Consider the following 13619-nt stretch of genomic DNA (forward strand, 5'->3'; position numbering starts at 1 on the left):
CGCGGTCCGGGCGCAGCCGCGCGCCGCGCGCGTGCTCCGCGCGGAGCAGCTGCGCCGGTACCTGCTCGCCCAGCCCGCCGTGCTCGCCGCCGACGAGGTCGCCGCGCTCGTCCGCGTCCTCGACGACGCGCGCACCTGGCAGCCGACGAGCGAGGCGGGCCCGCAGCTGCTGGTCGCCTTCGCGGGCCTCGCCGGCGACGTCCGGCGCGCGGCGCGCCGCCGCTCCGCCTGGGTGCTCGGCCTGCTCGCCCTCACGCTGACGGGCGTCGCCTCCCTCGTGCTGCCGCTGCTCGGCCTCTGAGGGTCACGCCGACAGGCGCACCAGCCGTGCGGTGCTGCTCTCGTCGAGGTCGACGAAGTCGGAGCGGCTGCGCAGGAAGTCGCTGAAGGAGCGGAACCCGAGGCGGCGCTCGCTGAACGACGGGTCCAGACGCTTCATCTGCTCCTTCACCTGGCTGTTGTGCAGCCAGTCGGCGTCGTCGCCGCGGCCGTGCCCGAGCTGCAGCGCGCGGACCAGCAGCTCCGTGGCGACGACCTGCGGGTCCTCGTCGTCGTCGGCCTCGACGACGTCGTCCGGGTCGTCCACCTCCTCGAACCGCGGGCCCTCGTCGGCGTCGCGGCGACCCCGCCGGCGGCCGCGCGGCGGCTCGTCCTGGCGGGGCGGCGCGGGCTTCACGCCCGGCAGGGCGTCGTAGGTGACGAGTTCGTCGCAGGCCGCCGCGAGGGCGCGGCTCGTCGAGCCGGCGACCCCGACCGCGACGACGACGCGGCCGAGCCGCCGGCAGCGCTGCGCGAGCGCGATGTAGTCGCTGTCGCCCGCGACGATCACGACGTGCGTGAGGTCCGGCAGCCGGAACATGTCCTCCACCGCGTCGACCGCGAGGCGGATGTCGCCGCCGTTCTTGCCGTAGGCGGCGGCGGGGAAGAGCTGGACCAGGTCGACCGCGCGGCCGACCAGCTGGCCCCGGTAGCGCGCGTTCACCGGCGCGGACCAGTCCGCGTAGGCCCGGGTGAGCACGAGGGTGCCGAAGGAGGAGGCGAAGTCGATGATCGCGCCGACGTCCACCGTCGCGGCCTCCAGCCGCTCGGTGAAGGTCTGCTCGGGCAGCGAACCGCTGTGCGCCTTCTGGCGGTCGCGGTGGAAGTCGCCGCGGCCGTGCACCTCGTCGTAGCGCGAGATGAGGACGTTGTCGAAGTCGATGTAGACCGCGACGCGGCCCGGCTGCTGGTCGGGGATGGGGTCCTCCAAGGTGTCGGCCACCCATTGTCCCGGTGGACGCGCTTCAATGGGAGCCGTGACGACCCCCCGGATCTCCGTCGTCGTGCCCGTGCGCGACGGCGCGCCGTACCTCGGGCTGTGCCTCGCCGCCCTGGCGCGGCAGGACGTGCAGCCCGACGAGGTCGTCGTCGTCGGGTCGGGGGAGTCCGAGCTCGTGGCGCAGGCCGCGGGTGCGCGCTTCCTGCCGCGGCAGGGGCCGGGCATCGCCGCGGCGGCCGCGGCGGGCTACGACGCGTGCTCCGGCGACCTGATCGCCCGCCTCGAGGCCGACTCCATGCCGCCGGTGAACTGGCTGCGCGAGATCCGCGGCGCGTTCGCGCTCGACCCCGCGCTGGCCGCGGTCACGGGTCGCGGCGTCTTCGCCGACCTCAGCCCGGCGCGGCGCCTCATCGCGAGCGCCGGGTACCACGGCGCCTACTTCGGCGTGCTCGGCATCGCGCTCGGCCAGGTGCCGCTGTACGGGTCGAACTTCGCGATGCGGCGGGCCGTGTGGCAGGACGTGCGCGGCGCGGTCCACTCCGCCGACCCCGCCGTGCACGACGACCTGGACCTCACGATGCGGCTCGGGCGCAGCCGGCGGGTGCGCTTCGAGCCGCGGCTCGCGGTCGCGATCTCGACCCGCGCCGTGACCTCCGTGCCGCGCCTCACCCGGTCCGGGGTGCGCACCTGGCACACGATCCACCGCAACGGCGACCGCCTCCGCGAGACCCGCATCGGCCGCCTCGTCTCGCCGGGCTTCGGCGTCGGCCCGCTCGGCGCCCTCGCGGCCGCCGTCACCGGCATCGGCCGCGGCTGACGGGCGGCTGCGAGGCCGCTCCCAGCCCGCTGCGGGGTGCGACCGCGACGATGGGGCGATGCCCAGCACGTCGAACCGCGCGGTGAGCACCGTCGTCTACGACCCGCAGGGGCCGCGGCCCAACGGGCTCGCCGTCGCGAGCCTCGTCCTCGGGATCGTCGGCCTGGTCGTCGGGATCATCCCCCTGTTCATCGGCCTGATCCTCAGCGCAGTGCCGACCGTGCTCGCGATCGTGTTCGGCCTGATCGGGCTCGTGCGCACCTCCACGCGCCGCTCCGGCTTCGTGCCCGCGCTGCTCGGCCTCGCGCTCGGCTGCCTCACCGCCTTCCTCTGGACGACGGGCTACGGCGTCATCTGGTGACCGAGGAGCGAGGTCAGACGGGGTAGCCGCCCCGCGCCGCGACCTCCGGCATGCGGCGGTGGACCTCCTCCACCGCCCGGGCCGCGAGCGGGTTCGTCGGGACGCCGTCCTGCGCCGCGAGCACCCCGCCGACGTACACGCGCTTGAGGTTGCGCTGCGACATCGCGAGCACGTAGCTGCGGACGGGGTGCCACAGCGGGCCGACGTCGGGGGAGCGGGGGTCGACGACGACGAGGTCGGCGAGCTTGCCGGGCTCGAGGCTGCCGACGCGGTCCGCGACGCCGAGCACCTCTGCGGAGCCGAGGGTCGCCATCCGCAGCACGTCCTCCGGCAGCATCGACGCCGGGTCGCCGGTGGCGGCGCGCACCGAGTACATCCCCATCCGCATGTTCTGCCACGGGTCGGCGACGTCCGTGCAGGCCTGGTCGTCGAGGCCGAGGCCGACCCGCATGCCGGCCGCGCGGATCGTCGGCAGGTCGGCGGTGCCGCTCGCGAGCCGGCCGTTGGAGGCGGGCTGCCACGACATGCCGGCGCCACCCGCCGCGGCCTCCGCGATGATCTCGGGCGTCGTCTGGATGAAGTGCCCGAACACCAGGTCGGGCCCGAGCGCGCCCGCGTCGCGGTAGCGCGCGAACTTCGAGCGCTGCAGCTCCACCTCCTCGCGCGTCTCGAGGAAGTGCGCCTCGTTGATCACGCCGTACCGACGCATCACCGCGACCTCGAGCTCGGCCGCGTTCGGCCGCGGCGACCACTGGACCGCGCCCATGATCGCGGCGCCGAGGCACAGGTCGGGGTCGACCGACGCGCAGTGGTCGACGACGAGGCCGAAGCGGTCGACCACCTCGTCGTCCGAGCCGATCGCGTCGTCGAGGCTCGCCGCGTTGACGAACCGCAGCCCCGCGTCGGCCTTCGCGTCGATCTGGGCGGCCTGGTGCGCGAACGGCCGCAGCTCGCCGGCGCCCGTCTTCGCCCCGTCGACCATCGGCTCCCACGGGATGCGCGGGTCGGTGAAGTCGAACGCGGTCGTCGTGCCGTTCGCGATGAAGTCGAGCGAGCCGTGGAGGGTGGCCCAGTAGTAGTCCTCCGGGCTCGCGTGCGCCATCAGGCCGAGCATGGAGTCGCACCAGCCGTACAGCGTCGAGTCGACGCCGAGGCCCCGCGCCCCCGAGGTGAACAGGTGGCTGTGCGCGCTGACGAACCCGGGGGCGACGAACGCGCCGGCCACGTCCACGACCTCGGCGTCCGCGATCGCGGGCGGCTCGCCCGAGCCGAGCGCGACGATGCGGCCGTCGGCCGCGTGCAGCCAGCCGTCCTCCGTGTAGCCGAGGTCGTCGCCGACCATGGTGATGAGGCGGGCGCGGACGACGAGCAGCGACATGGCCCCCAGTCAACCGGGGCGCATGTTTCGTCCGGAGGTCAGACCCCGGCGCCGCCCGCGGCCTCGTCCGCGTCGCGCGCGATCCGCTCGTCCAGGGGCGCGTCCTCGACCGGGATCCGCTCGCGCGAGCGCAGCGCGTCGTCCACGGGCTCGCCGCCGGCGGACTCCGCCTGCTCGATCACGTCGGCCGTGTCGGCCTCGACGCCGGGCACGTCCTCGAACTCGGGATCGCTCATGCGCTCAGCCTGCCGTGCCGAGCCGGGAGCGCCCTCAGCGGCGGATCGCGACCGACCGGCTCGTGCGCACCGCGCGGCTCGAGCCGTCGCGCGTGCCGGTGACCACGACCGCGACCCGGTGGCCCGCATCGGCCCTCACGACGCGGTGGGTGGGCGAGGTCGCTCCGGCGATCGGCCTCCCGTCCCGGGTCCAGCGGTAGTGCAGCCGGGTGCCCGCGGCCCAGGTGCCCGCCTTCGCCGTCAGGCGCGCGCCGACGAGGTGCCGGCCCGTCGCCGTCGGCCGCGGCGCGGGCGAGAGGACGCTGCAGGCGAGGTCGAGGTCGAACCGGTCCGTGCCGGCCGTCGTCGTCCACTGGGTCAGCAGCACCCGCCCGCGGGTCAGGGGCGCGGCGCTGCAGCGCCGCGCCGCGGCGGCGGCGGCGTCGGCCGCGCCCGCGAGCCAGGTCGGCAGCCGGGTCAGCGCGCTCGAGGTCGGCACGGGGCCGATCAGGTCGCGGAACTCGTGGTCGAGCGCGTACAGCCCGACCCGCTGCCCCGCGCGCACGAGGCTCCAGGTCATGCCCTCGAGCACGGCCCGGTGCTGCTTCCGGCTGCCGCGCCAGGTGTTCGCGGTCTCGACGTCGAGCCACCAGCGGGCGGCCGTGTTCCTCGGCACGCCCCGGATCTGCAGGTCGTCGAGGGCGAGGGAGGCGCCGTAGACCCAGGAGCACGCGGCGGTGGCGCCGCCGCGGCAGCGCCCGTAGGGGCTGCGGACGGCGACGCCGCGCTTCGTGCGGTCCCGCGTCGGCCACCAGGACGCCTCGTGCGGCGCCGGGTTCGCGGTGTTGACGTAGACGGAGGGGCGCCCGCCGCCCGGGGAGGCGACGGCGAGGGCGAGCTGCTCCGCGAGGCAGGGGTTCGTGCCGGTCGGCAGGCCGTCGTTCACCGCGACCACGGCGAACGCCTGCGCGCCCGCCCACGGGGCTCCGCACTGGTACTTCGACACGTCGGCGCCGATGCGCGGGGCCGCGGCGGCGGCGGGGAGCGCGGGCACGACCGCGACGACGACGGCGGCGGCGAGCGCGGCGGCGACCAGGCGGCGGATCACGGGTGCGTCTCCCGCTCAGGCCTCGTCGGACCCGGCCGCGGGTGACGAGCTCGGCGGCGCCGGGGTGGCCGGGGTCGAGGGCGCGTCGCTCGGCGGGGTGGTCGGCGCCGCGGTGTCCGTGGGCGTCGCGGTCGGGGTCGCGGGCGGTGCCGGGATCGGGGGCGTGCTCGTCGCCGCCGGGCTCGGCAGGGGCGCCGGTGCGACGACCACGGGTGCGCTCGTCAGGGCCAGGGCGGGTGCGTCGGCACGGGTGCCGCGCACCTGCAGGGTCAGCGCCGCGCCCGCGTCCTCCGCGGTCGGCGCGTAGGCGGGCGAGGTGGCGCCCGCGATCGGCACGCCGTCGCGCGACCAGCGGTAGGCGATGCCGACGCCGGCCGGCCCCCAGGCGCCGGGGTCGGCGGTCAGGCGGCCGCCGACGACCGGGTCGCCGTCGATCGAGGGGACGGTGCCGACCACGCCGGGCCGGCAGGCGATGTCGTGGTCCTGGCCGTCCTGGACCCACTGCGACATGACGGTCCGGCCGCCGGGCGTGAACGCCGGCTCGCGGCAGTTCTCGAGCGCGCCGGCCCGCGTGATCGCGCCGGCCGTCCAGGACGGCGCGCCCGCGAGTGCGCTCGACGGCGCCGCGTCGCCCACGATCAGGCCCCATTGGCGGGTCGTCGAGTAGATGCCGACGTCGCCGCCGACGGCGCGGATCGCCGCGGCCATGCCCTCGAGGACCGCGAGGTTCGCCTCCCGGTCCCAGCTCCAGGTGTTCATCGTCTCGACGTCGAGCCACCACGTCCGCTCGCCGGCCCGGGGCACCCCGCGGCGCAGCACGTCATCCGCGCCGATGGACCAGCCGTACACGTAGGCGCAGGCCGCGTCCTCGGCGCCGACGCAGGTGCCCTCGGGGTTCGTCACGGGGATCCCCGTGCGCGTCAGGTCGGCGTAGGGCCACCAGCCGCCCAGGTGGCCCGGGTTCGCGGTGTTGACGTAGACGTCCGCGAGGCGCGGCGTGCCGTCCGCGGCGGGGGCGTCGCCCCACGCGAGCTGCTCGGCGAGGCACGGGTTGGTGGTGACGCCGGTGCCGGCGTTGACCCCGACGACCGCGATGTCGCCGCGGGTCGGCAGCACGCGGCCGCACTGCGGGTAGGAGACGTCGTGCCCGGTCGCCGTGGACGTCCGCTGGAGCACCGGTGCGGCCTCGGCCGCGTCGGCGGGCGCCGCGGCACCCGCTGCGACGGCGATCGCGAGGGCGATCAGCGGAGCGGCGAGGCGGAGCATCGCGTCAGTATGTCCGCCGGGCGCGCCCGCGCCGGGGCGCTCCGCGGCGTGCCGCGTACGATCGCCGACCGTGCCGAAGCAGCCCCAGGCGGTCGCGGGATGACCGCGACGATCACGCTGGTCGTCGTCGTGATCGTGCTGGCCCTCGTCTTCGACTTCACGAACGGCTTCCACGACACCGCGAACGCGATGGCGACGCCGATCGCGACGGGCGCCATGAAGCCGAAGGTCGCGGTCGGCACGGCCGCCGTGCTGAACCTCGTCGGCGCCTTCCTCTCGACGGAGGTCGCCCGCACCGTGTCCGGCGGCCTGCTGACCGCGGAGGGGGAGGGCGGCGGCGGCATCGGGCCCGCCCTGATCCTCGCGGGCCTGATGGGCGCGATCCTCTGGAACCTGACGACCTGGTACTTCGGCCTGCCGTCCTCGTCGAGCCACGCGCTGTTCGGCGGCCTGGTCGGCGCGGCGGTCGCCGGGGCGGGGCTCGGCGCCGTCGACTGGTCGGTGCTCGTCGGCAAGGTCATCATCCCGGCCGTCCTCGCGCCGCTGACCGCCGGGCTCGTCGCCTTCACGGCGACCCGGCTCGCGTACGCGATCACGCGTCGCCGCGACGGGCGGCCCGACGGGCGGCGGGGCTTCCGCGTCGGCCAGGTCTTCTCCTCCTCCCTCGTCGCGCTCGCGCACGGGACGAACGACGCGCAGAAGACGATGGGGGTGATCACCCTCGTGCTGATCGCGGGCGGCCTGCAGCCCGCGGGCAGCGGCCCGGCGCTCTGGGTGATCGCCGCGTGCGCCCTGGCCATCGCGGCGGGCACCTACAGCGGCGGCTGGCGGATCATCCGCACGATGGGCACCGGGCTGACCGCGGTGAAGCCCGCGCAGGGCTTCTCGGCGGAGGTGAGCACGGCGGCGACCGTGCTGGCGTCGAGCCACGTCGGCTTCGCCCTCTCCACCACGCACGTCGCCTCGGGCTCCGTGATCGGCTCCGGGCTCGGCCGCCGCGGCGCCGTCGTGCGGTGGGGCACCGCCCGCCGGATCGTCGCCGGCTGGCTGCTCACCATGCCGGCCGCCGCGGTCGTCGGCGCGCTCGCCGCGCTGCTGGTCGGCCTGGGCACGGTCGGCGTCGTCGTCGTGGTGGCGCTCGGGGTCGCGTTCATGCTCGCCGTCTTCCTCAGGGCGCGGCCCGAGCGGGTCGACGCCTCGAGCCTCGAGGCCGAGGTCAACGCGGCGGGCACGGCCGTGTCCCGCCCGCGGCGCGGCCGGAAGGCGGCCCGCCGATGACCGTCCAGTGGCACCTCTTCGCGCTCGTCGTCCTGGTCGCGCTCGGTTCGGCCGTGGTCGTCACGACGCTGTTCGCGGGCGGCATCCGGCTGCTCGCGACGCCCCGCGACCCGGTGCCGGGCGCCCCCGCCCGCGACGAGGAGGAGGACGTGGTGCCGCGCGGCGCCCGGCCCGCCGGGGTGACGTTCGCCGGCGTGACCCTGTTCGTGCTCGCCGGCGCGGCGGCGCTCGGCGGCGTGCTGCTGATCCTCCTCGGCTGAGGAACAGTGCGGGCGGGCCCCGGCTTGCACCCGGCATGACCCTCGCGCTCACCGGCTCCACCGGTCGCCTCGGCGGCCGCGTCGCCCACCTGCTCGGCCCCGCGGTCGACGTGCTGATCGTCCGCGACCCCGCACGGGCGCCGCGGATCGACGGCGACCCCGAGATCCGGACCGGCACCTACGGCGGGGCGGACGCGGGCCTGTTCGCGGGCGTCGACGTGCTGCTGCTCGTGTCCGGCGCGGAGTCGGCGACCCGGCTCGAGGAGCACCGCACCGCGGTGCGGGCGGCGGCCGAAGCGGGGGTGCGGCACGTCGTCTACACGAGCTTCGACGGCGCCGCGCCGGACGCCGACTTCACGCTCGGCCGGGACCACTGGCACACCGAGCAGGCGGTGCGGGACAGCGGGACGGCCTTCACCTTCCTGCGCGACAGCTTCTACGCCGACGTGCTGCCGCTCTTCGCGGACGAGGCCGGCGTGATCCGCGGCCCGGCGGGCGCCGGCGCCGTCGCCCTGGTGGCGCGGGACGACGTGGCCGACGCCGCGGTCGAGGTGCTGCGCGATCCGGCCGCGCACGCCGGCGCGACCTACGTGCTCACCGGCCCGGAGGCCCTCACCCTCGCCGCCGCGACCGCGCGGATGACGGCGGCGCTCGGCCGACCGTACTCCTACCGCGAGGAGACGGTCGAGGAGGCCTACGCCTCCCGCCGGGCCCTGTCGGACGAGCGGTGGCAGCTGGACGCGTGGGTCAGCACCTACACCGCCATCGCGTCCGGCCGCATGGCCGCGGTGTCCGACGACGTGCCGCGGCTCACCGGGCGCCGGGCGCGGACCCTCGAGCAGGCGCTCGTCGGCGCCTGACCGGCCGCCGCCGCGCGCTCAGGCGAGGACGGCGGCGGTCTGCCGCGCAATCTCCAGCTCCTCGTTCGTCGGCACCACGAGCACGGCGACCGGCGCCCCGTCGGGGGAGATGCGGCGGGCGTCCCTTGATTCGGACGCGTTGCGCTCCGGGTCGACCTCGAGCCCGAGGTGCTTCAGCGGTGCGAGCGTCGTCGCGCGGAGGTCCGCATCGTGCTCGCCGATCCCCGCCGTGAACACCACCGCGTCGAGGCCGCCGAGCACCGCGAGGTAGGCGCCGAGGTACTCCCGCAGCCGGTGCCGCACGACCTCGAGGGCGAGCACCGCCGCGTCGTCCCCGCCCTGCGCGGCCGCGGCGACGTCGCGCATGTCCCCGCTGCCGGTCAGCCCCTTCAGCCCGCTCTCGCGGTTCAGCATCCGCTCCAGCTCGTCGAAGCCGAGCCCCGCGGTGCGGTGCAGGTGGAAGAGGACGGCGGGGTCGAGGTCGCCGGACCGCGTCCCCATCACGAGGCCCTCCAGCGGGGTCAGACCCATCGACGTGTCGACCGAGCGGCCGTCCCGCACCGCGCACGCCGAGGCGCCGTTGCCGAGGTGCAGCACGACGATCCGCGAGCGCTCGAGCGGGATCCCGAGCAGCTCCGCGGCCGCTCGCGAGACGTACTGGTGCGAGGTGCCGTGGAAGCCGTAGCGGCGCACCTGGTGCGCGCGGGCGACGTCCGCCGGGATCGCGTAGGTCGCGGCCGCCGCCGGGATCGTGCGGTGGAACGCGGTGTCGAAGACCGCCACCTGCGGCACGTCGAGCACCGCCCGCGCGGCGCGGATGCCCTGCAGGTTCGCCGGGTTGTGCAGCGGTGCCAGCGCGGACAGCGCGTCGATCGCCTCCTCGACCTCGTCGGTGACGACGGTCGCGGCGTCGAACCGCTCGCCGCCGTGGACCACCCGGTGCCCGCACGCGTCGGGGCGCGGCAGCCCCCGGATCTCCTCCAGCGCCCGCCGCACCGCCGCCTCGTGGTCCGGGACGCCGCCCGGCTCGCCGATCCGCTCGACGCCGCCTGCGGCGTGGACGGCACCGGTGCCCGGGTCGACGAGCTGGTACTTCAGCGAGGACGAGCCCGCGTTCAGGACGAAGACGGTGCCCACCGGCCCCGCCGGCGCGGCGTCCGTCATGCGGGCACGGGCGCGCCCTGCGCCTGGATCGCGGTGATCGCGATCGTGTTCACGATGTCGCGCACGAGCGCTCCTCTCGACAGGTCGTTGATCGGCTTGTTCAACCCCTGCAGCACCGGGCCGATCGCGAGCGCGTTGCTGCTGCGCTGCACCGCCTTGTAGGTGTTGTTGCCGGTGTTGAGGTCCGGGAACACGAACACCGTCGCGCGGCCCGCGACCGGGGAGCCGGGCATCTTCGTCGCCGCGACCGCCGGGTCGGCGGCGGCGTCGTACTGGATCGGGCCCTCGACCAGCAGGTCGGGCGCGCGCTCGGTCACGAGGGCCGTGGCCTCGCGCACCTTCTCGACGTCCGCGCCGCTGCCGGACGAGCCGGTGGAGTAGCTGAGCATCGCGACCCGGGGGTCGATGCCGAAGCGCTCCGCGGTGCCGGCGGCGCTGATCGCGATGTCGGCGAGCTGGGCGGCGGTCGGGTCGGGGATGACGGCGCAGTCGCCGTACACGAGCACGCGGTCGGCGAGCGCCATGAGGAAGACGCTCGAGACGACGGAGACGCCGGGCGCGGTCTTGATCAGCTCGAACGCGGGCCGGATCGTGTGCGCGGTCGTGTGGCTCGCGCCCGAGACCATCCCGTCCGCGAGCCCCTCGTGCACCATCAGCGTGCCGAAGTAGGAGACGTCGGTCACCGTGTCCCGCGCCATCTCGAGCGAGACGCCCTTGTGGGCGCGCTCCCGCGCGTAGGTGGCGGCGAACCGCTCGCGCAGCGGCGACGTCAGCGGGTTCACGACGCGGGCCCGGCCGAGGTCGAGCCCGAGGCCGAGCGCCCGGGAGCGCACCCGCACCTCGTTGCCGAGGATCGTCAGCTCGGCGACGTCGCGGGCGAGCACGATCCCCGCGGCCTCGAGCACGCGGTCGTCGTCGCCCTCCGGCAGCACGACGTGACGCCGCCGCTCGCGGGCCCGGGCGAGCAGCCCGTACTCGAACATCAGCGGCGTGACGACGCTGGAGGCGTGCATGCCGACGCGCGACAGCAGCGCGTCCGCGTCGACGTGCGCCTCGAACAGGCTGAGCGCCTCGGCCGCCTTCTGCGGCGACTCGGCGGCGAGCGTGCTGCGCACCGCCGACACGGCGGTCACCGTCTCGTAGGTGCCGAGCGCCGTGCGGGCGATCGGCAGGTCGACGGTGAGGCCCTCGATCAGGCGGGCGACGGCGGGGGAGGGGTCGATCCCGCCCGTCAGCAGGATCCCGGTCAGCGAGGGGAGCGTCTCGCTCGCGTGGGCGAGCAGCACCCCGACGAGGGTGTCCGTGCGGTCGCCCGGCATCACGACGAGCGCGCCCTCGACGAGGCGGGGCAGCAGGTTCTCGAGGGTCATCGCCGCGACCACGACGCCGGACACCGTCCGCTCGCCGAGGGCGGCGTCGCCGGACAGCCACTCGGCCTCGCCCGCGGCGTAGACCGTGCGGAGCGCGGGCGCGACGAGGGCCGCGTCCTCCGGGATCGTGAACACCGGGGTGCCGGCCGGCAGCAGGGGCGCGAGCGCCGCGCCGAGGGCGCCGAGCTCGGCCGGCTCGGCCCGGTTGACCGCGACGCCGACGAGCTCGGCGTGCTCCGCGCGGAACTCGCCGAGCGCGATCTCCGCGAACCCGGCGACCTCCGCCGCGCTCCTCGCCCCCCGGCCGCCGCTGCGCCGCCCGCCGAGCACGAGCAGCACCGGCGCGCCGAGGTTCGCGGCGACGCGGGCGTTGAAGCTGAGCTCCGTCGGGGTGCCGACGTCCGTGTAGTCGCTGCCGACGACGAGCACCGCGTCGCAGCGGGCCTCCATCGCCCGGAACCGCTCGACGATGGTGCCGAGCGCGGCCTCCGGGTCGTGGTGGACGACGTCGTAGGTGGTGCCGACCGCGTCGGCGGCGCTCACGTCGGCCGTCGCCCGGTCGAGCAGCAGGTCGAGCACGTAGTCGCCGTCGGCGGACCGCGAGACCGGCCGGAAGACGCCGACGCGCCCCACGCGCCGGGTCAGCGCCTCCATCAGTCCGAGCGCGACCGCCGACTTGCCGGTGTGCCCCTCCGCCGAGGCCACGTAGATGGTCTGGGACATGCCCGCGAGCGTAGGGAGGGCGCCTGGACGCCACCGCCGCCGGTACGGTGCGGGCATGGACCACGAGGCGCTGCTGCGGCGGGCGATCGGCATCGCGGATCGGGCGCGGGCCGCCGGCAACCACCCGTTCGGCGCGCTGCTGGTCACGGCCGACGGGCGGGTGGCCGCCGAGGCGGAGAACACCGTCGTCACGGGCCACGACGTGACCGGCCACGCGGAGACGAACCTCGTGTCGATCGCGTCGCAGCGCTTCGAGCCGGAGGAGCTCGCCGCGATGACGCTCGTCACCAGCTGCGAGCCGTGCGCGATGTGCTCGGGCGCGATCCACTGGGCCGGCATCGGCGCGGTCGTCTACGGGCTGAGCGAGGAGGGCCTGCTCGCCATGACCGGCGACGACCCCGCGAACCCGACGCTCGCGCTGCCGTGCCGCACGGTGCTCGCCGCCGGTCGACGGGGCGTCGAGGTGACCGGGCCGCTGCTCGAGGACGAGGCCCGCGCCTCGCACGAGGGCTTCTGGCACCCGCCCGCCTGACCGCCGGCCCGCCGGTCGAGCCCGTCGAGACCACCCCCACCACCCCGCTTGGCGGACTCATAGGGCGCGGTGGCAGGCTGTCCGGCCGTCGTGCAGGAGGGAGGCCATGTGAGCGACAGCCCGATGTCGGCGTCGCCGTACGAGGTGCTCGGCGTGCCGGCCTCCGCCAGCGACGACGACCTGCGGCGGGCGTACCGGCGGCTGCTCCGCGAGACGCACCCCGACACCGGCGGCGACACGCAGCGCTTCATCGCCGTGCAGACGGCCTGGGAGCGCATCGGCAGCCCCGATGCCCGGGCCCGCTACGACGGCGGCCGGACGCCGACGGGGACTCAGGAGGCCTGGGCGGCGCCGCCCGCGCGCGGCGAGCGCGTCCCGCACTCCCGCCCGACCGCCCGCACGTACGGGCACCCGGGCGGCTGGCGGCGGGAGCGCTACCTGGCCCTCGTGAAGGAGTGGGTCGGCATCGGCGAGCCGGTTCCGGACCCCTACGACCCCGTCCTCGTGCGCCGCGCGCCCCGCGAGATCAAGCGGCTGCTCGCCGACGCGCTCGCGGAGGAGGCGACCGCGCGGCGCCTCGCGACGCTCGGCATCGGCTACACGGTCTGGCACGACGTGGCCACCGGGGTCCCGGACGAGAAGATCGACCACCTCGTGCTCGGCCCCACCGGCCTGTTCGCGATCCAGTCGGAGGACTACGGCGCCCCCGTGCAGGTGCGCCGCGGCGAGCTGCACGGCGACGCGATCCTCGGCGAGCGGCCCGTCCACGACCTCGCGGTGCGCGCGAAGGCGGTCGCCCGCGCCGCTCGCGTCCGGTTTACCGGCCTGCTGCTGGTGCTGCCCGACGAGCACCTGGAGGACCCCGCCGAGGCGGTCGGCACCTCCCGCGGCGCCGAGCAGGTGGTGCTGCGCGCCTCGCTGCTGCTCACCGCGCTGCGCGACGGCCTGCCCGACGGCCGCGTCGTCGGCGGCAGCGAGATCTTCGACGTCCGCACCCGTCTGCAGGCCGCCGTCCGCTTCGCCTGACCG

The 13619-nt window shown here is 76.2% G+C and carries 15 protein-coding genes; 8 read left to right on the forward strand and 7 right to left on the reverse strand.

Annotated elements, in window-relative coordinates:
• Positions 1 to 301, forward strand: a 301-nt coding sequence (locus tag ACFSBI_RS13520) for a hypothetical protein (protein WP_377935787.1), incomplete at its 5' end; no start/stop codon positions are given.
• A gap of 3 nt (positions 302 to 304) precedes the next feature.
• On the opposite strand, the gene ACFSBI_RS13525 is transcribed toward ACFSBI_RS13520, so the two are convergent.
• Positions 305 to 1237, reverse strand: a complete 933-nt coding sequence (locus tag ACFSBI_RS13525) for an NYN domain-containing protein (RefSeq protein WP_377935885.1) — start codon at positions 1235 to 1237, stop codon at positions 305 to 307.
• Between the two features lie 58 nt (positions 1238 to 1295).
• Here ACFSBI_RS13525 and ACFSBI_RS13530 point away from each other — a divergent pair, with 58 nt between their 5' ends.
• Positions 1296 to 2075: a glycosyltransferase family 2 protein gene (locus tag ACFSBI_RS13530; protein WP_377935788.1), complete on the forward strand. Its 780-nt coding sequence runs from the start codon at positions 1296 to 1298 to the stop codon at positions 2073 to 2075.
• A 58-nt stretch (positions 2076 to 2133) separates the two neighbouring features.
• Positions 2134 to 2436: a hypothetical protein gene (locus tag ACFSBI_RS13535; RefSeq protein WP_377935790.1), complete on the forward strand. Its 303-nt coding sequence runs from the start codon at positions 2134 to 2136 to the stop codon at positions 2434 to 2436.
• 13 nt (positions 2437 to 2449) lie between these two features.
• Here the strand turns inward: ACFSBI_RS13535 and ACFSBI_RS13540 are convergent, their stop codons facing one another.
• The 4 genes from ACFSBI_RS13540 to ACFSBI_RS13555 are packed head-to-tail and all read right to left on the reverse strand — an operon-like array spanning position 2450 to position 6403.
• Positions 2450 to 3814, reverse strand: coding sequence for an amidohydrolase family protein (locus tag ACFSBI_RS13540; protein ID WP_377935792.1), 1365 nt, complete (start codon positions 3812 to 3814; stop codon positions 2450 to 2452).
• Between the two features lie 38 nt (positions 3815 to 3852).
• Positions 3853 to 4050, reverse strand: a complete 198-nt coding sequence (locus tag ACFSBI_RS13545; protein ID WP_377935794.1) for a hypothetical protein — start codon at positions 4048 to 4050, stop codon at positions 3853 to 3855.
• A gap of 34 nt (positions 4051 to 4084) precedes the next feature.
• Positions 4085 to 5137 carry a hypothetical protein gene (locus ACFSBI_RS13550; RefSeq protein ID WP_377935795.1) on the reverse strand — a complete coding sequence of 351 codons (1053 nt, stop codon included), beginning with the start codon at positions 5135 to 5137 and terminating at the stop codon, positions 4085 to 4087.
• A gap of 15 nt (positions 5138 to 5152) precedes the next feature.
• On the reverse strand, positions 5153 to 6403 hold the full coding sequence (locus tag ACFSBI_RS13555) for a glycoside hydrolase family 25 domain-containing protein (protein WP_377935797.1): 1251 nt from the start codon (positions 6401 to 6403) through the stop codon (positions 5153 to 5155).
• A 99-nt stretch (positions 6404 to 6502) separates the two neighbouring features.
• Here ACFSBI_RS13555 and ACFSBI_RS13560 point away from each other — a divergent pair, with 99 nt between their 5' ends.
• From ACFSBI_RS13560 to ACFSBI_RS13570, 3 genes are read left to right on the forward strand one after another with little or no spacing between them, the layout of a single operon-like run.
• The gene (locus ACFSBI_RS13560; protein ID WP_377935799.1) at positions 6503 to 7681 is read left to right on the forward strand and encodes an inorganic phosphate transporter; all 1179 of its coding nucleotides are present in this window, start codon (positions 6503 to 6505) and stop codon (positions 7679 to 7681) included.
• Positions 7678 to 7941 (forward strand): hypothetical protein, encoded by a 264-nt coding sequence (locus tag ACFSBI_RS13565; RefSeq protein WP_377935801.1) that lies wholly within the window; start codon positions 7678 to 7680, stop codon positions 7939 to 7941. Before ACFSBI_RS13560 ends, ACFSBI_RS13565 begins: the two co-directional genes overlap by 4 nt.
• A 35-nt stretch (positions 7942 to 7976) precedes the next feature.
• Positions 7977 to 8801 carry an NAD(P)H-binding protein gene (locus tag ACFSBI_RS13570; RefSeq protein WP_377935802.1) on the forward strand — a complete coding sequence of 275 codons (825 nt, stop codon included), beginning with the start codon at positions 7977 to 7979 and terminating at the stop codon, positions 8799 to 8801.
• Positions 8802 to 8819: 18 nt separating this feature from the next.
• On the opposite strand, the gene ACFSBI_RS13575 is transcribed toward ACFSBI_RS13570, so the two are convergent.
• Together ACFSBI_RS13575 and pta are read right to left on the reverse strand one after the other, a co-directional pair.
• Positions 8820 to 9938, reverse strand: a complete 1119-nt coding sequence (locus ACFSBI_RS13575; protein ID WP_377935887.1) for an acetate/propionate family kinase — start codon at positions 9936 to 9938, stop codon at positions 8820 to 8822.
• Between the two features lie 23 nt (positions 9939 to 9961).
• A complete protein-coding gene (gene pta / locus ACFSBI_RS13580; protein WP_377935804.1) occupies positions 9962 to 12058 on the reverse strand; it encodes a phosphate acetyltransferase in 2097 nt (698 codons plus the stop codon).
• Between the two features lie 55 nt (positions 12059 to 12113).
• On the opposite strand from pta, the gene ACFSBI_RS13585 reads away from it, so the two are divergent.
• Together ACFSBI_RS13585 and ACFSBI_RS13590 are read left to right on the forward strand one after the other, a co-directional pair.
• Positions 12114 to 12590: a nucleoside deaminase gene (locus ACFSBI_RS13585; RefSeq protein ID WP_377935806.1), complete on the forward strand. Its 477-nt coding sequence runs from the start codon at positions 12114 to 12116 to the stop codon at positions 12588 to 12590.
• A 108-nt stretch (positions 12591 to 12698) separates the two neighbouring features.
• Positions 12699 to 13616 carry a J domain-containing protein gene (locus ACFSBI_RS13590; protein ID WP_377935808.1) on the forward strand — a complete coding sequence of 306 codons (918 nt, stop codon included), beginning with the start codon at positions 12699 to 12701 and terminating at the stop codon, positions 13614 to 13616.
• The last annotated feature ends 3 nt before the right edge of the window (positions 13617 to 13619 follow it).

It is taken from the genome of Amnibacterium endophyticum, from assembly GCF_042680685.1.
GTDB classification, from domain to species: Bacteria; Actinomycetota; Actinomycetes; order Actinomycetales; family Microbacteriaceae; genus Amnibacterium; species Amnibacterium endophyticum.